Source organism: Paenibacillus filicis (assembly GCF_038070315.1).
Lineage (GTDB): Bacteria > Bacillota > Bacilli > Paenibacillales > NBRC-103111 > Paenibacillus_G > Paenibacillus_G filicis.
Map to the genome: position 1 here is coordinate 136,088 of NZ_JBBPCC010000018.1, position 23,829 is coordinate 159,916.

Sequence of the window (23,829 nt, forward strand, 5' to 3'; positions counted from 1 at the left end):
CTCTTTAAGTTAGGCTAGCAGTTCTGCAAACCTCCATAGCCCAGCTCCGTAATGTCCTGCCGGATGATCGTTTCACCGGCACAGATGCGTGGAAGCAGCACATCGAAGGAGGTGTGCGGATCATGCATGACACACCCCGGCAAGCCCATGACGGGAACTCCCTCCAGATAGCCGACGAGCAGCATCGAGCCGGGGAGCATCGGCGTCCCGTAGCTGACAATATCCGTCCCCGCCTGCTTGATCGCTCCGGGCGTCCGGTCGTCAGGATCGACCGACATCCCGCCTGTAAGCAGGATCAGGTCGGCGCGGTCCTCTTCCAGAAACCGCCGGATCTCGGCCGCGATGACCGAGCTGTCGTCGGGCGCGAGCCGCTGAGCGATCACTTCAGATCCCAGTGCCTCGACCTTGGCCTTCACCACAGGCCCGAACTTGTCCGTAATGCGTCCCTTGAATACCTCGCTGCCAGTTGTGATGAGTCCGACCCTTAAGGCACGGAACGGCTTCACTTGGGCGACCGGGAAGGCGGCTGAAGCCGCGAGCGCTTCAGCCGCTGCGATACGGCTTTCTTCAATGACAAGCGGGATAACCCGCGTGCCCATCAATGCCCCGCCGGGACGAACAACGGTATTCGAACGGATCGTTGACATGATGATCTGATCAAGTGCGTTGACCCGGTCGATCCGTTCTTTATCGATTTTGGCCAAGCCGTGGATGGTTGATTTCAGCGTGATTTTTCCTTCATGGGGGTTGGTAAGCTCCACATGTGAGCCTTGCGCGGCTTGAGCGAGTCGGAGTGCGGCATCGTCCTCATGAAGGAAGCCTGCCTGGAGCCGGAGCGTATAAATATGCTCCTTGCCGATGCTGAGCAGCGCAGGGATGTCCTCCTCCTGGATGACGTGGCCTTTCTTGAACAGCCTGCCCTTGAACTGCCCGGGTAGAATCTGTGTCAGATCATGTGCCAGCACAAGACCGACAGCCTGCTCGACAGCTACTTCCTCCAGCATGTCCTCAGGCTTCATCCCCGTGATTCCCTTCACGTCCGGACAAAATAGCGAGCGCATGCGGCAGTTGGTCCATAATGGCGGACAAATTGTCGGATACGCCCTTGGGGCTGCCCGGCAGATTGACGATCAGCGATTGTCCCCGAATTCCGCATATGGCGCGGGACAGCATCGCCCGGCGCGTTTTCTGCATGGAATACAGCCTCATGGCTTCGGCCAGCCCCGGTACCTGCCGTTCGATAACCTCCAGCGTAGCCTCAGGGGTAACGTCGCGGACAGCCAGTCCCGTACCGCCGGTTGTAATGATGAGATCGGCTTTGAAGTAGTCGGTCATTTCGATCAAGGCAGCCATGATCTCGTCCTTCTCATCAGGTACGATCCGATACTCGATAATTTCGCCATGCATTTCTTCTTCAATCAATTCCCGAATAACCTGTGCACTAGTGTCTTCCCGTTCTCCGCGGGAACCGCGGTCGCTTGCGGTCAAAATCGCCACTTTCCAGCGCATATGCCTACTCCTCCCCGATTGAATTGCAGTTCCTAGCTCTCCGCCTGATGGGTATAATCGCCGCTCTTGCCGCCGGACTTGGCCAGCAGCAGCGTCGGGCCGATCTGCATCGACTTCTCAAGCGCCTTGCACATATCATAGACGGTCAGCGCGGCTGCGGATACGGCCGTCAGGGCCTCCATCTCGACGCCGGTCTGTCCTTTGGTTTTCACGGTTGCTTCTATGTACAGCTCATCCCTGCCGTTATCGCTGAATCCTACATCGATACCGGTCAAGGGAAGAGGATGGCACATCGGAATCCAATCCGACGTTTTCTTCGCAGCCATGACGGCCGCCACCTGCGCGACGGCCAGTACATCGCCTTTGCCGACCCGGCCCTGCCGGATCTGCTCGAGGGTAGACGGCTGCATGGTCACCGTCGTCCGGGCGGTCGCCGAGCGGGAGGTTTCCGGCTTCTCGCTAACATCAACCATGCGGGCCCGGCCCTGCGAGTTGAAATGAGTCAGCGTGGCCTGATCGGCCTGCGGCTTTAACCCTCCGGGATCACGCGCTTCGTCCGTCACTTGATCTCGGCGCCCCCTTCCAGAATACATCGGGATTCCGTCACCAGCTCATTGATCCGGAAGTCGAACAGCCCCATCGGCACCTCGTCAATAATCTGCTCCTCGAAGGACGCCGCTACAATATACGGCTTAGGCAAGCCTGTCCGCACATACTGCTGCATGAAACGATCATAGAACCCTCCGCCGTAGCCGAGGCGGCCCATGTTCAGATCGAAGGCCAGTCCTGGCACTAGAGCGACGTCGATCTGCCGGATATCGAACAATTGCGGGGCTTTGGCCACCGGCTCGCGGATGCCCCAGGTCCCCCGCTCCAGGTCGGCATACGATTTGATCTCGTACAGCTTGAGCTGCTTATGGGCAGGCACGACCTTGGGCACCACAACACGCCAAGGGCGCTTCCAGCAGGCTTCGAGCACTGAGGTTACGTCAACCTCGGATTTGACAGGCATATAAGCAAACAAGGTAGGCTTGCGCCGGACTGCGGGGTCGGGACGCATGAGCTCCTCCAGCCTTGCGATGAGTTTGCGGCTGATTTCTTCGGATTTGCGCCGGCGTTCCTCTTCGCCAATATCGGAGCGTACCGCCTCGGCTTGCCGCCTCAGTTCAATTTTTTTCTCTTTAATATTCATGGGAACGGCCTCTTTTCACGAAGCGATAAAAACAATGCAGCCAGGGAACAAGTTCCGTTTTGCAAATCAAAACTCCATTTTCATCAGTTTACAATAAATACTCAATAAAAAAAAGCATTCACCCCAAACCACAGTACTCTAGCTGCCCTGATGTGGCCGGATGGACTGAAAGGACCTGCTCGGCGTTACGGACTCCTTGGAAATGAAGATTTGAATTGAAGGCTGGCCTGAGGGATAAGCATGTCCCTCCAAGTTCTCCGCTAGACCAATATTATATGTAGCGACACAAAGCGTAGCTGACCAAGCCCAGCAAAGCCAGAACGGGAAGGTCTAGAAGCAGCAAGAACCGTGCAGCCTGCTTTCCTTGCAGATATTTTTATAGAAGAAAGATGCGGTATAGCTTGGTTGCCGGCTACCGCTTATGCTACACTTATACCAACTATGTGCAGCTCTTGCTGTACATCTAACCTCGATGCATCAGGGAGGCTTTATTTATTATGCTTTTGCAAGTTAGCGGCATCGCCAAGAGCTACGGCGTCACAAGCGTGCTCTCTCATATAACGCTTCAAATTGAAGCACGCGAGCGGATCGGCCTGGTCGGGGTCAATGGAGCAGGCAAGTCGACGCTGCTGCAGATTATCGCCGGGGAGCTATCCTACGATCAGGGAAACATTTTCAAAGCCAAAGAAACGAAAATCGGATACTTAAAGCAAAACTCCGGCCTGCATTCCGACCGTTCGATATGGAATGAGCTGATCAGCGTGTTCGCCGGGGTACTGGAGACCGAATCGGAGCTGCGCCGCCTGGAGGCCCGGATGTCGGACCCTGAGGTGCTGGCCGACGAGAAGAAAACCGAGGATACGATGCGGCGGTATGCGGAGCTATCGGATACATTCCGCGCATCCGGAGGCTACGAGGTAGAGGCCAAGGTCCGCGGCGTATTGAACGGCATGGGCTTCGGACAGATGGACCCGGCAACCCCTGTGCAGGCACTCAGCGGCGGTCAGAAAACCCGGCTGGCGCTGGCCAAGATGCTGCTTGAGGCCCCTGACCTGCTGCTGCTGGACGAGCCGACCAACCATCTGGACATTCCGACGCTGACCTGGCTGGAGCAGTATCTGCGCTCTTATCCGGGCGCGATTCTGGTCGTCTCGCATGACCGGTACTTCCTCGACGCTCTGGTTGACGCGATCTACGAGATCGAACGCACCTCCTCCAAGCGGTATACCGGTAACTACTCCCGCTATATCGAGCTGAAAGAAGCGAATTATGAGATTGAGCTGAAGCAGTTCGAAAAGCAGCAGGAGGAAATCGCCAAGATGGAGGATTTCGTCCAACGCAACATCACCCGCGCCTCGACGACCAAGCGGGCGCAGAGCCGCCGCAAGGCGCTGGAGAAGATGGACCGGCTCGACAAGCCGCTCGGCGATCTGAAGCGCGCCAGCTTTTCCTTCGAGGTCGAGGTTCCGAGCGGACGCGAGGTGCTGGACGTGCGGGGGATCTCCGTCTCCTATGACGGACGCAAGCCATTGACCCAAGGCATCTCCTTCCAGCTGCGCCGGGGCGATACCGCCGCTCTGATCGGACCTAACGGCATCGGCAAGACGACCTTGCTGCGGACGCTGATCGGCCAGCATACACAGGACCGGGGAACCTACCAATGGGGCGCCAATGTGAAGATCGCTTACTACGATCAGGAGCAGACGGGGCTGAACCCCAATCAGACGGTGCTGGAGGAGGTCTGGAATGCCTTCCCTCATCTGGAGGAGGGGCGGGTTCGGACCGTGCTGGGCAGCTTCCTGTTCAGCGGGGAGGACGTGTTCAAGAAGATCGGCTCGCTTAGCGGCGGCGAGAAGGCCAGGGTTTCGCTGGCCAAGCTGATGCTGCTCAAAGCGAACGTCTTGATTTTGGACGAGCCGACCAACCATCTGGACTTATTCTCCAAGGAAGTGCTTGAATCGGCCCTGATCGATTACGAGGGCACGCTGCTGTTTATTTCCCATGACCGGTATTTCCTCAATAAAATGGCCGAGAACATGCTCGAGCTATCCACTGACGGAGTGACGGCCTATCTGGGCAATTATGACGATTACGTCGAAAAGAAGCTGGAGCTCGCCGAGATCGAGCAGCAGCGCCTGGCCCAAGAAGCAGCCAAGCGCTCGGCTTCGGGCAGCGCTCCTGGAAAAGGGACGGAGAAATCCGGGAGTGCGGCAGGAAGCGCCGGGGGCGAGAGCGCAGCCTCCAATCCTTATGAATCGAGCAAGCTGGCCAAGCGCGAGGAGAGAAGCCGTCAGCGCAAGCTGGAGCAGCTCGAAGCGCAGATCGCGGAGCTGGAGTCAGGCATCTCCGGGCTCGAGGAAGAGCTCGCTCTGCCCGAGGTGTTCAATGATTACGTGCTCGTTCAGCAGAAGAACGAGCAGATCGAAGCCAAGCGAAGCGAGCTGGCTTCCTGTTACGAGCAGTGGGAGCAACTGGCCGAGTAGCAGGCGGCAGGATGGGCCTGAACATCTTCTAAACGTCCAAGACAAGACAAAGACGCCTGGTATAGGCGTCTTTGCTGCAAGGAGGCAGGGTTATGCTGGAGCAGAGGCAATCAGAACTCAAGGCCATCGTCGTCGGGGCTGGGATCGGCGGGCTGGCGGCGGCACGAGCGCTGCAGCTTCGCGGCTGGAGCGTACAGGTGCTGGAGAAGCGGCCGGTTGGCCAGGAGGCGGGCGCCGGGATCGTACTCGCTGCCAACGCCATGAAGGCGCTGGACCAGCTAGGAGCCGGAGAAGCAGTGCGCCGGATGGGCTCACCCGTGGCTCAGGGAGAGATCCGGACCCCAAAGGGCCGGCTGATAACCCGGCTCCCTGTGGAGCGTCAGGCCCGGCGGTTCGGATCGGAGAGCTGGATGATTCATCGGGCCGAACTCCAGCAAGCGCTGCTCGGCGTGCTGGGGCCAGGTACCGTGCAGGGGGAGACTCCTCTGGCTGAGGTCTGGCAGGATGAGAACGAGACCCAGGCGATACTGGCTAACGGCAGCTCCCTCTCCGCCGATCTGCTGATCGGAGCGGACGGCCTGCATTCGGTGGTGCGTACCGGCCTATTCGGCTCATCTCCGCTGCGCTATGCCGGATTTACGGCTTATCGGGGCATCTGCAGCTTCCCTGAGCAGCGGATTGCCCGGGAGATCGGCGATGGCTTTGAAGCCTGGGGCCCCGGTGTCCGCTTCGGTGCGACGCCGCTTGCGCCAGGCCGTATGTTCTGGTTTGCGGCAGTCAATGCGCCACAAGACAGAATCGTATCTGTTCCCGAACGCAAGCAAGCGGCTCTTAGCTTCGTCAAGGGCTGGTTCTCCCCCATCGAAGCCTTGATCGAGGCTACAGAGGACAGTGCCATCCTCGCTCATGATATTTTCGATCGCGCACCCCTGCAAAGCTGGAGCCAGGGACGTATCACCTTGCTCGGGGATGCTGCCCATCCCATGCTGCCGAACTTGGGCCAAGGAGGCGCCCAGGCGCTTGAGGATGCGCTGGTGCTGGCGCACTGCCTGCCGTACGGATCGAGGGATGCCGGGCAGCAGGCCGGTCTCCGCCCGCTTGATGGATGCAAGCCCGAAGAAATAAGCAGCCGCATACAGACTTCTCTCACTGCCGGAGGCGGAACCTTAGATGATGGGAAATTCACCATGACGGAAGCTACGAGAGCTGACGGCCTGCAGTCCGGACAAGGCCTTCGCAGCATAAAGGATGCGCTGCTCGCCTACGAGGAGCAGCGCATTCCCAGGACGACTCGGGTTGTCGCAGCATCGCGCCGGATGGGGCGCATCGTGCAGATGGAGCACCCCTTAGCGATCTCCGTCCGGAACAGCCTGCTGCGCGTAGTACCTTCCCACTTCCAGCTGCAGCGACTTGACTGGCTGATCGGGCACGAGGTTTAGCCTGCAAGAAACACCACATGGTATGCTTTCCCTTTCCCCTTCTAACTACCCTGCTCTTGTCGGTGAGTCATGGGATGCAGGCTTACAAGAAGCTGCTGGCCGATCCCCTGCCTATCCTCCTGCCTCCGCCTCTGCAGCTCTCTCCCGCAAGCGGAGCAGCAATAAGGGCACGCAGCCGTAGACGATCATTGCGGCTGCGGCGACGATGCCCGAATCATTGAGGGCGAGTGCGGCGAACGAGCCGAGCACATTGGCGTAGCATCCGTGCATCAGGAACGGGTAGCTCCGTTCCCACGCCCGCAGCCTGCCCTTCGGGCGCAGCAGCAGCGCGGCCATCACTGCGAGGCCGGTCAGCAGCACCTTGCTCCACGCCGATACGCGGAGCAGATGCAGATTCATCGCCAGCTTGCGCTCGATGATGGCTCCAATATCGTCCCAGCGGCCCTGCAGCAGGACGGTGAAAGCCCGGCCGATGTGGGAGCCATGCCCCGCATCGGCCCCTGCACGACCGTCGCCCTGCTCAGCGGCGACGGTGGCCATGGCGGCTGCGGCAGAGCCGCTTCCCCCCGCAGGGGCGGGGGGAGCGGCGGCGTTCAGCAGCCACAGCCCGAACAGCGCGGCGGCGAGCGGCCCCGCCAGCGCCAGACTGAGGCCGCGCCAGCGCAGCGGCCCGCCGGCCGCCAGCCGAGCGGCCAGCACGCCGAAGCCTGCCGCGGCCGCCAGCGCGCCGCCGGCGTTGGCCCCAATCCCCGGCGCAGCGAGGGTGCCGGTCGTCAACAGCCCGGCGACCACAGCTGGCCAGGCGGCAAGATAAGCTTTTCCCCGCTGCGCCGGGCGTTCCTGCTGCTGCGCGGGATGACGGCGGCGTAGCTCAAGCAGCATACTCACAGCGAGCAGCGAGGAGCCAAGCAGCACGCCCATGCACTCATTGCCGATGCCGTAATAACGAGCTCCGATCATCGCATCGTAGCCCAGCACCGAATGCTTCATCAGCGGCGCTCCCCACATGGCATCCGCCAAGATCAGCACAGACGTACCGATGCCTGCGGCAGCTAATACCCGTAGCATAGCCTGCCGCAGGTAGAGAGAGCTGCAGCGCCGCCAGCCGGCAATTCCTAAGCTTAGCGCCAGCAAGGCCAACGCTGCCCCTCGTACGGGACTGCCGATTGTCCCCCCCATCGCAACCAGCAGAGCCGGAATCCACAAAATCGCCAGCAAGAGGAAGCTTACGCACCTGATCCTTATCCGTCCTCTGCCCATAAGTCCCCAGCCAGCGAACAAGCCCGCTACCATAATAACAATCTCAAACACAACCAGCCCATATAATAACGGCGGTCTAAGCTTATAAATCCAGCTCAACCCTTCGAGCTCTTGCATAAGCTCGTTCAGAACGGAACCTGATGATGCCGAATGAGACGATAACAACAAGGGGCCGTCAGCCTGCCCGTTACCCAGCCTGTATATAGGTAAGCCGACCATAGAGGCGGAGGCAGGAAGGCCGAACTCCCTGAGCAGCGACGGGGCCAAATCGACGGCAGCGACGATACCCGGCCGGTACGTGCTGGCCGAGCTCATTCTGGTAGGCTTGCCCGCTTCGCTGACCGTGTTAATAGAGAATACCCCATCCAGCGACGGACTCCAGCGCAAGACGGGCGTCAGCAGCTTTTTGGCCCGCTGCGCGATTGGATTGATCTCCGGGCTAACGAGCCAAATCACCTGCCGCTCCTCCGGGCGCTGCCGACTTCGTACGGTGACTGCCGAACGGACGAACGCCAACAGCCGGTCTGCTTCGAGCATCGCCTTATCCAGTCTGGCCCCTGCCTTCCTCTCGTCCTGCCCTTCCCCTCCTCGTGGGCTGAATGCCCTTGCGATTCCATCGTACTCCAGGACATTCAAGGTGCCATGCCGGATACGACCCTCGGCAGGCTCATTTCCGGCAGCTTCAACCACTTGATTCCAGCTCCGGTACAACAGCGAGGACACTTGCCCGATCGCAGCCCCTCCGCCTGCCGCAACCTTCCCCTGCTCGTTCATCATCATCAGCGCGGCGGTGAATGGCCTCCGGCCTTCAGCTATACCTTCAGTCCTCTCTTCTGTCCCGACCAGACGCCATACCCCAGTCCGGACTCCTGTATCTCCCAGCCGCTGCGCCAGCGCTCCCGGTACAGCCCGAAAGCCTCCTCGCCTACTGCGTTTCTGCATTCTCCCCAATCCAGGTACCGTCCAGGAGCTGCCGTTATCCCCGAGAGCCGGCTCTAACATAGCTGGGGCGCTCAGGCTCGAATAGCTGCCAGCATCTCCTTCCTTACCGGCCAACTCGGGCGTAGCCCCGTTATGCAGCCATGGCAGGTCAGGCCGCGCTCTTCTTCCCGCAGCGATCCCCCTGGCATCGGCCGGAGAACCCGCACCCCATGTGGCGTAGACGGACGCGGCTCCTCTGACAGGCAAACGGACGTTCATCGCCGCTACGTCACTATCCGCCGCCAGACTGCGCAGAGCCGGATAGCGCATCAGGCTCGCAGGTTCGAGCTCCAGGAAGGACAAGCCCGGCAGGGAGATGACCGTCACATGGGTACCATTCACAGCCGTATCCGACACCCCTTCCCACTCCGTGGCGGAAGCTGTCGAAGCAAGCGCATTTCCTGACATCATCAGTACCAAAACGACAATCCGGAATTGTTTCAACAGCTTGCAGTTACGGGTAACACCTAGATATCCACTGTGCATAACTACCCTCGCTTCGGCATCTGTCCGCTGACATCTACGGTGAAGAGTCGCCATTTTCTCCGTACTTTTCCCAAATCACAGGACATTATCCAGCATGTGTACAACGCAGGGGTATTTATCATGTATCCACAGGATTATCCCCAGAAAAAAATGTCACTTCGCCTTGAAAAATCGGACTTTTTTTAGCCATCCACAGAGTTATGCACATTATCCACAGATTTGGGACCCGAAAGTTATTCCACCCCTCCGGGGAAAACCTGATCTTCCAAGTCTTGATTTCATGAGCTTTTTCAGAGTTATTCACACTATGCACAGAGGCTGTGGACAACTTTTGTCCACAGCCTCTGATCTGGTAATCACCCGTTATGGAATTGTAATTTCGACATGTGGCGTTCCGTCCGCGGTACCTGTTGCCTGTACGTTCTCCTGCTGCTTCCAATCCCGTGCCGCCTGGTTGCAGGCTGCCATGAACGCATGAGCAGCAGCCATAATAATATCCCGCTGTGCAGATACTCCCCGATAAGACTGCCCATGAGCCAGCACCGTGACAATCGCTTCTCCGCTTGCCTCTTCACCCGAAGAAAGCGAGTACAGCTCCAGATCGGAGAATTCCGCTTCAAATGGCAGCGCCTGCTTAATTCCAGCAACCACTGCTTCCACCGGACCTTCGCCCGTTCCGATGAAGACCTGCTCCTGACCTGCGGCTTCGTCGCGAACCGTGCAGGATGCGACCCGGTGACCGGCATCCCCAGTCACGACCTGGACCGATTTGAGTGCGAACGGCTCCAGCACCTGATTGACCGCAGCGCCTACCAGCTCGAGCAGCTGATGATCGTGGACGACCTTCTGGCGGTCCGCCATTTTCTTGAAAGCGGCATAGAAGCTTTCCATCTGCTCGCCTTCCAGCTCTACACCCAGCTCGCTCACCCGATGCTTGATCGCATGACGGCCGGAATGCTTGCCGAGGATGATCATGCTGCGTGGAATCCCCAGTGCCTCAGGGTCCATAATCTCATACGTGTTGCGGTTCTTCAGCAAGCCGTCCTGATGGATGCCAGCTTCGTGCTGGAAGGCATTGCGGCCCACGATCGGCTTATTGAAAGCGATCGGGAAGCTCATCGCACGGCTGACCATTTGACTCGTAGCGAAAATATGCTCGGGCTTCACGCCCGTTTCCGCGCCCATGGCGCTTTTTCTTGTCTCCAGCGCCATGACCAGCTCCTCCAGCGAGCAGTTGCCCGCACGCTCTCCGACCCCGTTAATCGTAACCTCGACCTGGCTGACTCCCGCCTTGATGGCGGCCAGACTGTTCGCTACCGCGAGGCCCAGATCGTTATGGCAGTGAGCGCTGAACCTGACCCGGTCGGAGCCGCGGACATTCTTCATCACGCGGGTGAACATAGCGCCGTACTCTTCCGGCAGTGCGTAACCGACCGTATCTGGAATGTTAATCATCGTCGCGCCTTCCTCGATGACGGCTTCGATTACCTCGAACAGGAACTCATCGCCAGTCCGCGTAGCATCCATCGGCGAGAACTCGAACTCGTCGACAAACTGCCGGCCGTACGCCACCATCTCCCGGGCCAGCGCAACGACCTGCTCGCGGGATTTCTTCAGCTGAAAGTCCAGGTGAATGCTGGACGAGGACAGGAACATGTGCAGCCTGCGCCGCCCGGCGTCCTGCGTCGCTTTGACGGCAGCGTCGATATCCGCCTTAACTGCGCGGGCGAAGCCACAGATCTCGACGGTCTGAAGCTCACGGGAGATTTGCTGGACAGCCGCAAAATCGCCGGGACTCGAGATCGGGAAGCCGGGCTCGATCACATCGACCCCTAGCTTCGCGAGCTGGCGGGCGATCACGATCTTCTGGGCCGGTGTCAGCGTTGCGCCGGGCGCTTGTTCGCCATCACGCAGCGTCGTGTCGAAAATCGTAATCGGCCGGATAATTGGTGCAGATCCTTGTGTTTGTTGGTGTTCCATAATGAACAGTCCTCCTTGAAATGGGGTTATTATTTAAGGGTCACATGTCTATTTTCGCTAACAAAAAAAGCCCGCGTCTCTTGGAAATAAGAGACGACAGGCTGTATAGGGCCAATGCCGCGGTACCACTCTTGTTGGATTCACACTCCCGGCAGTCGTGCACTACCGCCTTGAGGTCAATCCCGCTTGGACGTTGATTACGGAGACTGCTCCGTCAGAATCTAGGGCATGCATGCTGCTCGCCGTTCCGCCTTCCGGCTTTACGAACTCAAGACAAGCTGCTCCATCAATTCCGCCGCTCCCGGGCGAGCTTCAGACGATTCCCCTGCTGCGTCGCACCACCCCGCAGCTCTCTGTTCAGGCGAATTTCGCTTACTGTTCCCGTTCTTAGCGTGTATCGTATTCGGTTTGTCGAGCCGAGGGTTCGTTGAAATCAAAAAAGCCCGCCGTCTCTAAAATAAGAGACGACAGGCTGTTCCTATCGCGGTACCACTCTTGTTGACCTTGTTCCTATGGGCAGCAAAGCCCGAACAAAGTCCGCTCAAGGCCTGATCACGGTGGCGAACCGTCCAAACCTGCTGTCCTCAACATAAAGCGTGCAGCGCTGCGCGCAGGACCATCAGTCTGGCCGCTCCCGGGTGAGCTTCGCCGTGTTCCCTATACTGCGTTGCACCATGCCGCAGCTCTCTGAATAGGTTGCCGGTTACTGTTCCCGTTCGTTGCGTTTTGATTTGTTAATAATTATATGACGCGCAATTGGAAATGTCAACAAGCCGAATTTACGAAAATCCCGTCAGCATGTCCGACCAAGGGCTGCCTCATTTAAACTTCGCGGTCCTTGTTTCCCCATCCCACTCGACTTCAATCCCGAGGATTTCCGCAATCTGTCGGACCGGTAAAAAGGTCACTCCTCCTTTAATCAGAGGAACCGCCTCTTCCAGCTGTACTTTCTTCCCATCAACTTGCATCTCAGCCTTTCCGATCTGCATGACGATGCTCTTGCCTTCCCGCGTAAGTGTAATCTTCTGTTCGCTCGCCTCCCAATCTACTTCGAACGCGAATGCGTCGGCAAGGGCTCGCAGCGGAACCATAGTTCGCCCGTTCTCGATAAAGGGCCATCCTTCTACGCCGAAATGGACTTGCAGATATTGCCCGTTGACCATGACCAAGACCTGGTTCTTCCTGGCTTCCTCACACGTTGGAAGTTCCAGAACGATCTTCTTGCCATCTCTCACGACTCCCATATTAGAAGTTCCATTCGTGTTGGAGGAACATGAGGGTAGTGGTACTGCTTCCGACCAGAAAAAATCCTTCTCCGCATACGCCGTATTGCCGCCGACGGCTAGAGCAAAGAGCAGGCTGAGGGCGCTATATTTCCATTTGGATTGGAACAACGGTATCAACTCCAGTTTCATATTTTATTTTCTAACCGGGACTTCCTTTTGAAGCGTGATGACTGGACGTAAGTTAGCTGGAGGAACATAAGCTGGAGATACTTCGATCTCCTCTTTCCCTGTTTGATAGGTGAAAATTTCGACTTTCGCCGTGTCCTCAGCTTCTCCGCTTGCGATGATCTTGAACGAGCGGTTTAACCTGTTCTCTCCTGGCGTAAAGATAGATCGTGTGCCGCTTCGTGCTAGCGGATTCCAGTATGCCACTTCACCCGTCGCCTCATCGATGACAGCCAGGCTAACCGATGGGGACATATCCGTCGTTTCTTTCACGTCGAAGGCTAAGGTTTCACCGCTTTTCAACGTAAAGGACTTACCGAGCTGAATGCCCTCCGAACCGTCCGTCTCCCGGTCGAGTACAGATCTCGGGAGCTTCACGCTATCATTGAAAATATCCGTCATTTTGGCCTTCTTGTCATAGGCCGTCAGCATCTTGCTGCCATTCCTATCTCCGTTTTCTGTCTGAAATATAGAGAACTTAAACGCTTTGGCGGGCAGCACCTCATAGATCACATACACCCCGCGCCGGATCACCTCGTCGATAAATGCCGTATGATCATCATTCAATCTCTTGTTGGTGTACGTCAATTCAAAATCAATTTGGTTCGTGATCATTTTTTTGATGACGCTGTCGTCTTTATATGACGTGGCCTTCTCGTCGAAAGCAACCGTTACAGTCCGATCCTGTACGGACAATGTTTGTTGAGTCATGCTGGCAACGACGGCGTCGGACTTATCCTTCCACATCATGCCCACCTTGTAATAGGGCTCTGAGCGGTTTAAGGAATCCACCCTCAACCCATTTTTATCGATATATAGTTCTCCTACAAATACGGCCATTCTCGTCTTTCCGAACGTCGATTGTACATTTCCTTCCAGCGTATCGTTTACATTGTAATAGGTTCTAATGCCTCCACTGAACTCCGTAACCGGCTGGGACGCTTTCGCAAATACCACGGAGGATGAGATAAGGGATACGGCCACGATCATGACGACCGCTCCGATGCCGACCCCTGTCCGGCCTCTACCTTGACCCCGGCTCATAATCAGCTTAAATCTTCGATACAGCTGTTTCTTGGGCTGAGCCAGGCCGCTATTCAAGGCTGGAGAAGTCTGGGAGGCAAAATGCAGGATCATTTCGCTATAGCGCTTCTTATCCACGGGCTTCATCGTTTTGGACAAGGCTTCGTCCACCGCGTATTCGCAGGCTTCGCTTATATTGGCCAGGGCTATATAAGAAACCGGATTAAACCAGTGCAAGCAATTGACGATCACGGCAAATAGTTTGAGCCAGGCGTCTTTTTGCTTATGGTGAATCGATTCATGCTTCAACGCTAGCTGGTAATCCTCTACCGTCATCTTCGTATTGGGAAATACAATCTGAGGCTTAATAAAGCCGATCAGCATAGGCGAATGCACGTAATCGCTGACCCGCACATCCAGCTTTCCAACTCTGTCGATTCGGATGCCCGAGAGCGCTTGGCGCTTGAAGCGAAAGTAATTGAACAGGTAGAGGCTTAGCATGATAACAAAACCGCTGATCCAGATAACCAGGATCCAGGCTTCCGCCGATAACGCCGAAGATTGAAAAGTCTCCGCCTTTACAACTGGGTCGGAAGGTACCGGCGCTAACGGAGCTTTCGTCTCTGTCGCAGCAACCGGGTTTCCGGTCCATCCAGTTGGGCCCTGTTCCGGAATTAAGGACTGAGGAAGGAGGGCAGGCAGCTGGATAGGGATAGGGATCGGCACCAGAAACAGCAGCAAGGCCGACAGACAAACACAATAATACCAGCGGCCGCCGTATGCGGCGGCAAGCTTAGATTTAAGAAGGATGAGACAAAGGCTGGCGATACTGCCGGATAGGGAGGCCATCAGCAGCCATTTAATCATGAGAATCGGCCTCCCGGTTAATGAATTCTCGGAGCTCGTCGATATCCTTTTTCGACAGATTCTCGTCCTGGAATAAGGCACTAATCAGGCTTTTTGCAGAACCGTTATGGATGGTATGCAGGAATCCTTGCGTCTGCATTTTTTTATATTCCGCTTCGCTTATGGCCGCCCAATATTCATGAGCATGGGAGCGGCCAAGCTTGATGGCATGCAGAGCGCCTTTGTCGATCAGCCGGCCAGCCAGGGTAAGAATCGTCGTTATTTTTTTATCAGGCAATTTTTCTGCGATTTCCTTGGTGGTTACCCTTTGCTCGCTTTCCCACACGACTTGCATGATCTCCATTTCCGCCTTCGTAATTTGCATAGGAACACCTCTCTTTCACTTCGTTTCTACAACTTGTTTTTTATTATACAGACTGTAGAAACGAAAAGCAATACATATCCATTTTCCGTTTACGGAAAACATAAAAGGCCCCGATGCCCGAACGTGTCGGACACCGAAGCCTTGGCAATACGAGTGAATGATGATAGGAACCTATTCGCCCATCGTTCCTTGTCTAAGAAACGCGGGGGCCAGACCTGCCTACTCCGTAATAAAGATATACCGCAGCACGATCAGTACGGCGAGCACCCACATCAGCCAGTGTACCTTATACTGGCCTTTGCCTCCGAGACGGGCCGTGGTAGCAAGCACGACATAGCTGACAATACCGAACGAAATACCGTTGGCGATATTATACGTGAACGGCATGAACGCTACGATGAAGAACGCCGGAATTCCGTACACGAGATCGGAGAAGTCAATTTCCTTGACGGACTGCATCATCAGCACGCCGACCACGATCAGCGCCGCTGCCGTAGCCGCACCTGGAACCAGCGCCGCCAGAGGGGCGAGGAAGATCGCCAGCAAGAAACAGATACCCGTCGTTACTGCGGTCAGACCGGTACGTCCGCCCTCCGCGATCCCCGCCGAGCTCTCGACGAAAGCCGTCACCGTGCTCGTACCGACCAACGCGCCACCGCTGACGCCGATGGCGTCGACCATCATCGCTTTACCGACACGCTTGCGGCCTTCGGTCTCATTCTTCATGATCCCGGCACGGTTGGCCGTACCGACCAGCGTACCGAATGTATCGAATAGTTCCACGAACGTAAAGGTCAGGACAACCGAGATGATCCCCGCATTCATCACGCCGGCGAAATCAAAGTCTGCAAAAGCAAGCTTGGTCAGATCCGGCACCCAAGTCGTCTGGTTGCTTGTGAGCGTCGCCAGATTAACAACGGCCGACCCGTCCGGATTGTGCATGAAGATCCCGATAACCGTCGTCAGCAGGATGCCGAACAAAATCGCTCCGCGCACGCGCAGTACCATCAGGATGGAGATCAAGAACAGGCCGATAATGGTCAGCAAGACGTTGACATTATGCATGCTGCCGATATGGAACACCGTTTCGAAGGAAAGCAGATCTGTATATTTGCCCTTCGGTACATCATTGACCAGTTCGACAGCCACGGTCAACAGGCCGCTGTTTTTCAAGCCGATAATCGTAATGAACAACCCGATTCCGACCGTAATGGCATGCTTCAGGCTGTCAGGAACAGCGACGAGCAGCATCTGCCGAACCTTGGTCACGGTAAGCAAAATAAAGATAATTCCCGAGATAAAGACGGCCGTAAGCGCCATCTGGTAAGTAAACTTCCCGTTAGATGCCAGAATGACGGTAGCAAAGTAAGCATTCAAGCCCATCCCCGGTGCCAGTGCCACCGGAAAATTCACGAACAGTCCCATACAAATCGTGACGACCCCAGCCGCAATCGCCGTAGCCAGGAACACGGCCGTCCAGTCCATACCCGTAGCCCCAGAGCCGAATGCGCTGAGAATGTTCGGATTCACGGCCAAGATATAGGCCATCGTCATGAAGGTGGTAAGACCCGCCATCACTTCCGTCCGCACGGTCGTCCCGTGCTCCTTCAGCTTGAAAAAACGATCCATTTTCCAAAATCCCCCTCAGAAAGAGTGTTTTCAGAACAACGACGAAAAGCCCGATTACCAGAGGTCCGGGCTCACGAGAATGTGCACTCCGCGGAGCTTCCGCGATGCGCGCCTTCTTGTTCGTAGCCAGATCATTTACGGTGATCTCGTAGAGACTTCCGGGCCGATTCCCGGAATTATACGAAACGGTTATTCTTTGCTTGTCTTCCTTCATTCTAAAAGGGGGACCTTTTAATGTCAATGCATTTTCCGAACATTCTGCAGACTTTCGCCAAGTTCGTTCGTGTCACTGGATGAAAGACCCAAAATTAACAAAACCCGTCCCCGGCCTAAGCCGGAACGGGTTGGTTCCGTTCATACAGCATGAAGAAGTACTCTACTCGTGAAGTTGGCTTACTCCCACTCGATCGTTGCTGGTGGTTTGGATGTGATATCGTACACAATACAGTTCACATTCTCAACTTCGTTTCAATACGAACGGAGATTTTCTCCACCATCCCAAGGAATACGCGCCCCGTCGGGTTTTCGCGGCAATTCTGATCTATTTTAGAACTTCTCTTGTGTTTTCTAGTTCAAGTAATGGTTCATAGTCTTTATCTCTTATTACCAAAAATCCATCATCAGGGATGCTGCTTAGATTATGAATAAAACCGCATCTACATATTAATTTAGGCATCTGTTATATACCTGCTTTCAGTATGGTGAAAATGATTATTCTTTTATAACACTTTCAATAATTCATTTTTCTTTGCAGGCCTTAAGTTTGAAGAAAGATTCTTTGGTGAAATTACTTCACCATTCAACATAAATGACATTGAACATGTTCTACAAATCTTAATCACATGCGTCTCATTGTAATAGTAAAATAAGTGACCCTGACACATATCACAAGATTCTTCAAACGGTTTGTTAAAAATTAGCAATACATTAATAACCCAGATATAGCGTTGCATAAATATCTTTACATCAATTCGTTCTTTTTTCATTCTCTTGAAAGTAGTGTGTGCTTCTTCAATCATATCTTTAGTGATTAGGATTTCATTTACTTCTAGCTTTTCAATATTTTCTTGAAAGAACTTGGTAAACTCGGGGTAGATATTCTTAATATATTTTTGCAAATACTCCCACGATTTCTTAATACCTTCTAAAACACAAATATTATCAACCTCTTGTAGATTGAAGATATGATTCTCAAGTTCATATATGGCTTTTTTTACATGCCCATAAATGTTCATCAGTACACCTCTGATACTTCATAAAATCATGTTTTAATCTAACAGGTAATGATTCTTGAATATACAGTCAATATGTAGTCACTTCCTGTTTCGTAATCATTTAAGTTTGATTCGTCCGTTTCGATCATTGTAATACCATCAAACTGTGCTTTCTCTTTGTATTGAATCAGTACGTCCTGTATGTTTTTCACCTTGTTCAAGGTACATTCAAAAGGTAGCACTAAGCCCTCATAAAAGGAAACAACTGATAACTTAATAGCAGGTATCTGGTAATCTCCCCAAATGTAAAAAAGGAAAGTTTTATCCATAAAGTGCTTATTCAAATACGCCGACCATGAGTTTTCAATAAAAATAAAAGCCTTTTCTAATTCACAAACTGAAACGCTGTCTTTCTTAATGAATTTGTTTAGCTTATGAATGGTGTAAAGATTATAGTTAGCTTCCGCATTGTGCTGACCACTGTCATTTGAGAACAAGAGATTTGGTTGTTCTGCTATCTCGATAATTTCGTTGTACGCCTTAATTCCCTTATTTCTAAGAAAATCAATCATTAAAATGTATCACTACTTTCAAGATAAAATCATTCATTTCACCAAACCCATTTCCATATATGTCCATTATAACATTAAAGCCCTGTCCAACGGAGTGATATTTAGTAACACCTCGCGGAGTAGAATAGTTTCACCCATTTCCTGTAAACCACAATTAAATTTTAGATATTTACCCACCCCAAGTACCCTTAAAAATACAACAAAAAAGAGCATCCTCATGAGAATGCCCTTGATTAATTTGGATAGTTAAATCGGATTATCAGCTTGCGATACTTGTAGTATTCAAAAACTAAACTACACGCTGTAACACCCAGCACTTTGGTTGTGAACTTTTCCCAACGATGCAATCGGAATAAGCAAAGATCAACATATCTCTTCTCCCTGCCCAAAATTTCTTGGTTTAGCTTGAAACCCTCAATTAGCTCGTTGATTTTTATCATAAAAAATACTCCCTTCTATTTGCTAAACAACGCAAATAAAAGAGAGTAATTTTTTGCACTCTATTGTTGCAGGTGTACGTGGAATATCAATGCCGTCATCGCCATAAACCCTTATGCATCAAGGCTTCCGAGCGATTGACGACATTAAACATTCCCAACCTATTCCCACTCGATCGTCGCAGGCGGCTTGGACGTGATGTCATACACGATCCGGTTGACGTTATCGACTTCGTTAACGATACGTACAGAGATTTTCTCCAGGATGTCCCAAGGAATACGCGCCCAGTCGGCGGTCATGCCGTCGATGGAAGTTACGGCGCGGATACCGACGGTGTACGAATACGTACGGCCGTCACCCATGACGCCGACGCTCTTCATGTTCGGCAGCGCCGTGAAGTACTGCCAGATCTCGCGGTCGAGACCAGCCTTGGCAATCTCGTCGCGCAGGATCGCATCGGATTCGCGAACGATCGTCAGCTTCTCCTCTGTCACCTCGCCAAGCACACGGATTGCGAGACCCGGACCTGGGAACGGCTGACGCCATACGATCGCCTCAGGCAGACCACATTCCTCGCCGACCTTGCGGACCTCGTCCTTGAACAAGGCGGACAGCGGCTCCACCAGCTTGAACTTCATATCCTCCGGCAGACCACCGACGTTATGGTGAGACTTGATCGTCTGCGCCGTAGCCGTACCGCTTTCGACGATATCCGTGTACAACGTGCCTTGGGCCAGGAAGGCAAAGTCATCGAACTTGGCGGACTCTTCCTCGAAGACGCGGATGAATTCGTTGCCGATAATCTTACGCTTCTGCTCAGGATCTTCTACGCCGGCCAGCTTGCCCATGAAACGGTCACGGGCATCGATTTTGACAACCTTCATGTCGAATTTGCCAACAAAGGTATCCATGACGCCTTCGGCCTCATCCTTGCGCAGCAGGCCGTGGTCAATGAACATACAAGTTAGCTGATCGCCAATTGCCTTATGCACCAGCATAGCAACGACGGATGAATCCACACCGCCGGACAGGGCGCACAGTACCTTCTGGTCGCCAACCTTCTCGCGGATTTCCCGTACAGTATCCTCGATGAAGGTCGTCATGCTCCAGGAGCCTTCGCAGCCACAGATCTGATACAGGAAATTGCGGATCATTTCGTTACCGTTCACAGAGTGGCGAACTTCCGGATGGAACTGAACCGCGAAGAAGCGCTTCTCGGCATGGCTCATAGCCGCCACCGGCGCATGCTCCGTGCTGGCATCCACAACGAAGCCTTCCGGCGTTTGCACGACGAGGTCGCTATGGCTCATCCATACGGTCTGCTGCTTGTCCAATCCATGCGCCAAGCCGCTTGCATCGGCAAAATCAACTTCGGCCTTGCCGTATTCGCGCTTCGATGCTGCCTCAACCTTGCCTTGAAGCTGATGGGCCATCAGCTGCATGCCGTAGCAGATACCGAAGATCGGCACGCCCAGATCATAAACAGCCGGATCAACCAGCGGCGAATTTTCCCCGTACACGCTGGCAGGACCGCCCGAGAAGACGATACCTTTAGGCTGCAGCGCCTTGATTTTTTCGGCTGGCGTGTTATACGGCAGCAGCTCGCTGTAAACGCCCAGGTCGCGGATACGGCGTGCGATCAACTGGTTGTACTGTCCGCCAAAATCGAGCACCACAATAATTTCATTCGGCTTGTCCATGAATTTTTCGTTCCTCCTGCTTTTTGCGTTCGTTTTTTCAATGACACCTATTATAAGGCTACGCTCGATAAAGGGCAATGCTTTGACCGAAAAGTGTCGAATGACGTCGACCTGTATGCATCTGGCAACCTCACGGATCAGCGTATGAACCCGCGCCGAATGCCAAAAGGACTGCATATCCGCTTTAAGCGGCAGCAGTCCTCCAAGCTCCGTTACTACCCTTATCCCTTCCGGCGCAGACTCCTCCACGCCTCTCGCAATGTGTGAGGGGACACGCCACCCTGATCCCCATACGGGTCAGCGTAGCGCTGCGCCTCCAGCATCCGCAGGAAGGCTTGCAGCGCCTCGCTCTGCGTCGCGCCCTGCAGCGGCCGCGTCGCCATATACTCGCGCAGCGTCTGGCAGGGCTCCGCGCGCCCGTAACGGCGCTGTACCCGCCGCCACAGCCGCTCGCTCAGCCGATGGGCCGCGAGCATGCGCAGGCCGTAGAACAGCCCGGGGCCGGATGCCAAAGCCGGGGAGGTGGCACCGCGCGGACGGTTCGGCGGTTCAGGTAAGCTCCTCCGCCACAGCTGGCGGAGCTTGAGCATTGAAGCCACAAGCGCCCCGGCCGCGAGTACGGCCGCCGCTAGGATCGATGTCAGCGGATGCTGGCGCAGCCACACCATCAACTGCGAGCCAGCATCCGCTGCCGCATGCTGCCATTGTGTGAGCTCAGCTGTAACCTGCCCGGTCAGCGAGACCAAGTGCTGCCGCAGGTTGTTCAGACTCTCGAATGCCGACACGCGCCAGTCCGGTCCCGCAATCTGCGGGGACTGGCCTGCTGACCGCTCCTTCTGAACTGACGGAGAAGGAGCGTCCGCGGCCAAACCGGCTGCTCCGGCAAAGCCCGAAGTCGGCTCGTAAGCTACCCAGCCGTAGTCCGGGTTATATACCTCCACCCAGGCGTGGGCATCCTTGCGCTTCACCTCAACGGTATACTGAGTCTCCCCGTCCTCTACCCGCGTGCTGGTCACCTCACCTGGAACAAACCCCTTCACCCAGCGTGCGGGGATGCCGACCTCCCGGAGCAGCACCACCATAGCCGTGGAGAAATGATCGCAATAGCCGGACCTCTGGTGGAACAAAAACCGGTCGACCAGATCCTCTCCCGGGCCTACGGCCTGGGTATGGACCGTATCGTACGTATAATGCTCCCGCAGGTAGGTCTCGACGGCTTCCGCCTTGGCATGATCCCCGGTGGCGGACTGCGTAATTTGCCGGGCCAGCTCCCCCACTCGGGCTGGCACCGTGTCAGGCAGCTGCGTATAATGGGCACGCACGTCCTCCGGCATCATCGCCGCAGGCTCCCGCTGCAGCATGGCTCTGTCGGTCAGCACGCGCGCCTCCACCGTATAGGCGGCCAGCGGCTCCGTCATCGCGGGCAGCGAGAAACGATCTGTGACTTTATTTCTCCACACCCATTCCTGCGGAATGGAGCGGCCCTGTGCGCTTTGCAGCGATACGATCCGGGTAAGCTCCCCCCCGGCAAATAGGATTCGGTTTAAGGAACTGTCTGCCAGCGTGATGCTCTGCCGGACCTTCTCCCAGCCCTCTTGCGGAGGCTCCGTCCGCTGGCCAGACGGCTCCCAGCCGGTCGCCGCACCGGCCTCCTGCTCGGCCCAGCCCTGACCCGTGTAGACGGATTTCGTCTCACCTCTCCAGTAGGTCAGACGACCGGTGACAGCGGTAAAGGCCGGACTGTCATCCAGCTTCAGCGGCTGCCCCATCCGGCTGTCGTCCGAGCTGTACCCGCTGCGCGCAAGTGTCTGCTCCCCCGCCAGCGCGGAAAGACCATGCAGGCCGTTCTGCCATGCTGCCATATACCGGGACCAGTCCAGAGGAACCGCCTGCTGCGGATGCAGCAGCGCCCCGAGCAGGCCGAAGGCCAATACAAGCCCTCCCGGAACCAGTCCCGACCACCATGTGGCCCGGCTGGCGCCCTGAGGCGTATCCTGTAGCAAGGCCGACTTATGCGACCCGATCTGAAGCAAGCCTCGCTGCCAAATTCCCGGCTGGAGCCATAGCTGCAGCAGTAGCCCTAGCAGCACACAGCGGCAGGCAGCTAGGAAGCCGTCGAGCCCGAAGGCTGTCTGCAGTACGACAGGGAGAGCCAGTGTCAATAGCACAAATCCATGTACTTGTCTCCTGTCCAGCACCAGTGACTGCACGACGGACAGAAAAAACGACCACCCCGCCGTAAACAGCAGCGTTCGGGTAGACGGCTCCCAAGCGCCGAGCTCGCCGCGCAGGCCTTCGCCGATATCGGCCGCAAACTCCCGGGCCCATAAAGACCAGTCCTCCAGAGAGGGGAGGCTCTGACCGTGATGAAGCCATACCGTAAACACCACCATCCAGATCGTCTTGAACAGCCAGGAAGCCCAAGACGAGAAACGCAGCGTATCAAGCAGAACAAAGCAGGCGAAGGTTCCGATAAAGGGTCCTAGCGCATACAGCTCGGTGATATCGGCTAGCTGCTGCAGCGGGTACAGCCATTCCAGCACCAGCAGAAGCAGCAGCAGACTGAGCACCGCATCCGCCAGCCATGATGGCTGGCGCACAGGCTGGCCGGAAACCTCCGCTGCGTGCCAGCGTCTAGGGGACGAGGGCCCTCGTCCTCCCCTTGCTGCGGATGGCTGGCGTGGAGCTAACAGAGAGCTCCCGTTCCTGCTAGGAGGTAACGGCATAGACAGCACCCCCTTGGTCCGTCCCGGACCGCTCCGCAGGCACAACGGTCACCGCGCAACCCTGCGCCTCGAGCTCTCTGCGCCAGTTCCCTAGCGCGCCCTCGCCGCCGGGCCACCAAGGCCCGTACACGCAGACCACGTGCACGGAGCCTTTCTTCAGCCGCCGCAGGACGGCTGCGAGGCCTGCATCCGGCCGGGCCGTGACGGCCGTGACCCCGGCACCGCCGGCGGCCAAGGCTTCCCTGGCCACGAGCTCGGCGAAGCCCTCGGGCCGTGGCAAAGCTTGCGGTACACCAGCCAGTGCCGCAAGCACAGGCTTGAGACGTCCTCGCCCATGCGGCGGCGCCTCCACAGCACCTGTCCGGCCGTCGCTCACGGCCAGGCGCACGCCTTGCCCGCGCTCCAGCGCTCCGCGGGCGATGCCTGCCGCGGCCTCGACCGCCGCGGCCAGCGCGGGGTCCGCCCACAGCGCAGCCAGCCCCGCGACGGCGCCTCGGGCCGCGCTAACACGGCCC

Annotated in this window: 16 protein-coding genes, 2 pseudogenes, 1 riboswitch and 1 other annotated feature; of the genes and pseudogenes, 2 read left to right on the forward strand and 16 right to left on the reverse strand. The window is 55.8% G+C overall.

Features of this window, described 5'->3' with window-relative positions:
• Positions 1-14 precede the first annotated feature (14 nt).
• From WMW72_RS24635 to WMW72_RS24650, 4 genes are read right to left on the reverse strand one after another with little or no spacing between them, the layout of a single operon-like run.
• On the reverse strand, positions 15-1,019 hold the full coding sequence (locus tag WMW72_RS24635; RefSeq protein ID WP_341418248.1) for a molybdopterin-binding protein: 1,005 nt from the start codon (positions 1,017-1,019) through the stop codon (positions 15-17).
• A complete protein-coding gene (locus WMW72_RS24640) occupies positions 1,009-1,509 on the reverse strand; it encodes a MogA/MoaB family molybdenum cofactor biosynthesis protein (protein ID WP_341418230.1) in 501 nt (166 codons plus the stop codon). The genes WMW72_RS24635 and WMW72_RS24640 overlap by 11 nt, the downstream gene beginning before the upstream one ends.
• Positions 1,510-1,541: 32 nt before the next feature.
• A complete protein-coding gene (gene moaC / locus WMW72_RS24645) occupies positions 1,542-2,072 on the reverse strand; it encodes a cyclic pyranopterin monophosphate synthase MoaC (protein ID WP_341418231.1) in 531 nt (176 codons plus the stop codon).
• Positions 2,069-2,701 carry a 5-formyltetrahydrofolate cyclo-ligase gene (locus tag WMW72_RS24650; RefSeq protein WP_341418232.1) on the reverse strand — a complete coding sequence of 211 codons (633 nt, stop codon included), beginning with the start codon at positions 2,699-2,701 and terminating at the stop codon, positions 2,069-2,071. Before WMW72_RS24650 ends, moaC begins: the two co-directional genes overlap by 4 nt.
• A 497-nt stretch (positions 2,702-3,198) precedes the next feature.
• Between WMW72_RS24650 and abc-f the strand changes: the two genes are divergently transcribed.
• Positions 3,199-5,184 (forward strand): ribosomal protection-like ABC-F family protein, encoded by a 1,986-nt coding sequence (gene abc-f, locus WMW72_RS24655; RefSeq protein WP_341418233.1) that lies wholly within the window; start codon positions 3,199-3,201, stop codon positions 5,182-5,184.
• A 92-nt stretch (positions 5,185-5,276) separates the two neighbouring features.
• Positions 5,277-6,623 carry an FAD-dependent oxidoreductase gene (locus tag WMW72_RS24660; protein WP_341418234.1) on the forward strand — a complete coding sequence of 449 codons (1,347 nt, stop codon included), beginning with the start codon at positions 5,277-5,279 and terminating at the stop codon, positions 6,621-6,623.
• Between the two features lie 111 nt (positions 6,624-6,734).
• On the opposite strand, the gene WMW72_RS24665 is transcribed toward WMW72_RS24660, so the two are convergent.
• The 12 genes and pseudogenes from WMW72_RS24665 to WMW72_RS24715 all read right to left on the reverse strand — a co-directional run.
• Positions 6,735-9,350, reverse strand: coding sequence for a hypothetical protein (locus WMW72_RS24665; protein ID WP_341418235.1), 2,616 nt, complete (start codon positions 9,348-9,350; stop codon positions 6,735-6,737).
• 363 nt (positions 9,351-9,713) lie between these two features.
• Positions 9,714-11,330 carry a 2-isopropylmalate synthase gene (locus tag WMW72_RS24670; protein WP_341418236.1) on the reverse strand — a complete coding sequence of 539 codons (1,617 nt, stop codon included), beginning with the start codon at positions 11,328-11,330 and terminating at the stop codon, positions 9,714-9,716.
• A gap of 457 nt (positions 11,331-11,787) precedes the next feature.
• Positions 11,788-12,059, reverse strand: a binding site (T-box leader).
• 89 nt (positions 12,060-12,148) lie between these two features.
• A complete protein-coding gene (locus tag WMW72_RS24675; RefSeq protein ID WP_341418237.1) occupies positions 12,149-12,745 on the reverse strand; it encodes a stalk domain-containing protein in 597 nt (198 codons plus the stop codon).
• Positions 12,746-12,748: 3 nt separating this feature from the next.
• Complete coding sequence (locus WMW72_RS24680) at positions 12,749-14,671, reverse strand: M56 family metallopeptidase (RefSeq protein ID WP_341418238.1); 1,923 nt, start codon at positions 14,669-14,671, stop codon at positions 12,749-12,751.
• Positions 14,664-15,035: a BlaI/MecI/CopY family transcriptional regulator gene (locus WMW72_RS24685; RefSeq protein ID WP_341418239.1), complete on the reverse strand. Its 372-nt coding sequence runs from the start codon at positions 15,033-15,035 to the stop codon at positions 14,664-14,666. The genes WMW72_RS24680 and WMW72_RS24685 overlap by 8 nt, the downstream gene beginning before the upstream one ends.
• A 219-nt stretch (positions 15,036-15,254) precedes the next feature.
• Complete coding sequence (locus tag WMW72_RS24690) at positions 15,255-16,664, reverse strand: NCS2 family permease (RefSeq protein ID WP_341418240.1); 1,410 nt, start codon at positions 16,662-16,664, stop codon at positions 15,255-15,257.
• Between the two features lie 103 nt (positions 16,665-16,767).
• Positions 16,768-16,868: riboswitch (purine riboswitch) on the reverse strand.
• Positions 16,869-17,057: 189 nt separating this feature from the next.
• Positions 17,058-17,183 (reverse strand): annotated as a pseudogene (locus WMW72_RS35680) (GMP synthase (glutamine-hydrolyzing)); the annotation flags it as partial.
• A 200-nt stretch (positions 17,184-17,383) separates the two neighbouring features.
• A complete protein-coding gene (locus WMW72_RS24695) occupies positions 17,384-17,899 on the reverse strand; it encodes a hypothetical protein (protein ID WP_341418241.1) in 516 nt (171 codons plus the stop codon).
• A 38-nt stretch (positions 17,900-17,937) separates the two neighbouring features.
• Positions 17,938-18,450, reverse strand: coding sequence for a hypothetical protein (locus WMW72_RS24700; protein WP_341418242.1), 513 nt, complete (start codon positions 18,448-18,450; stop codon positions 17,938-17,940).
• A gap of 599 nt (positions 18,451-19,049) precedes the next feature.
• Positions 19,050-20,588, reverse strand: coding sequence for a glutamine-hydrolyzing GMP synthase (gene guaA, locus WMW72_RS24705; RefSeq protein ID WP_341418243.1), 1,539 nt, complete (start codon positions 20,586-20,588; stop codon positions 19,050-19,052).
• Between the two features lie 221 nt (positions 20,589-20,809).
• Positions 20,810-23,314 (reverse strand): transglutaminase-like domain-containing protein, encoded by a 2,505-nt coding sequence (locus WMW72_RS24710; protein WP_341418244.1) that lies wholly within the window; start codon positions 23,312-23,314, stop codon positions 20,810-20,812.
• Positions 23,298-23,829: pseudogene (locus tag WMW72_RS24715) on the reverse strand (DUF58 domain-containing protein); the annotation flags it as partial. The gene WMW72_RS24710 and the pseudogene WMW72_RS24715, both read right to left, overlap by 17 nt.

Excerpts from the sequence above, each read along its gene's own strand:
- guaA (WP_341418243.1), bottom strand. The coding sequence starts at position 20,588 with ATGGACAAGCCGAATGAAATTATTGTGGTGCTCGATTTTGGCGGACAG.
- WMW72_RS24690 (WP_341418240.1), bottom strand. The coding sequence starts at position 16,664 with ATGGATCGTTTTTTCAAGCTGAAGGAGCACGGGACGACCGTGCGGACG.
- WMW72_RS24685 (WP_341418239.1), bottom strand. The coding sequence starts at position 15,035 with ATGCAAATTACGAAGGCGGAAATGGAGATCATGCAAGTCGTGTGGGAA.
- WMW72_RS24635 (WP_341418248.1), bottom strand. The coding sequence starts at position 1,019 with ATGAAGCCTGAGGACATGCTGGAGGAAGTAGCTGTCGAGCAGGCTGTC.
- WMW72_RS24660 (WP_341418234.1), top strand. The coding sequence starts at position 5,277 with ATGCTGGAGCAGAGGCAATCAGAACTCAAGGCCATCGTCGTCGGGGCT.
- WMW72_RS24680 (WP_341418238.1), bottom strand. The coding sequence starts at position 14,671 with ATGATTAAATGGCTGCTGATGGCCTCCCTATCCGGCAGTATCGCCAGC.
- WMW72_RS24695 (WP_341418241.1), bottom strand. The coding sequence starts at position 17,899 with ATGAACATTTATGGGCATGTAAAAAAAGCCATATATGAACTTGAGAAT.
- WMW72_RS24650 (WP_341418232.1), bottom strand. The coding sequence starts at position 2,701 with ATGAATATTAAAGAGAAAAAAATTGAACTGAGGCGGCAAGCCGAGGCG.
- WMW72_RS24670 (WP_341418236.1), bottom strand. The coding sequence starts at position 11,330 with ATGGAACACCAACAAACACAAGGATCTGCACCAATTATCCGGCCGATT.
- WMW72_RS24665 (WP_341418235.1), bottom strand. The coding sequence starts at position 9,350 with ATGCACAGTGGATATCTAGGTGTTACCCGTAACTGCAAGCTGTTGAAA.
- WMW72_RS24700 (WP_341418242.1), bottom strand. The coding sequence starts at position 18,450 with ATGATTGATTTTCTTAGAAATAAGGGAATTAAGGCGTACAACGAAATT.
- WMW72_RS24710 (WP_341418244.1), bottom strand. The coding sequence starts at position 23,314 with ATGCCGTTACCTCCTAGCAGGAACGGGAGCTCTCTGTTAGCTCCACGC.
- WMW72_RS24640 (WP_341418230.1), bottom strand. The coding sequence starts at position 1,509 with ATGCGCTGGAAAGTGGCGATTTTGACCGCAAGCGACCGCGGTTCCCGC.
- WMW72_RS24675 (WP_341418237.1), bottom strand. The coding sequence starts at position 12,745 with ATGAAACTGGAGTTGATACCGTTGTTCCAATCCAAATGGAAATATAGC.
- abc-f (WP_341418233.1), top strand. The coding sequence starts at position 3,199 with ATGCTTTTGCAAGTTAGCGGCATCGCCAAGAGCTACGGCGTCACAAGC.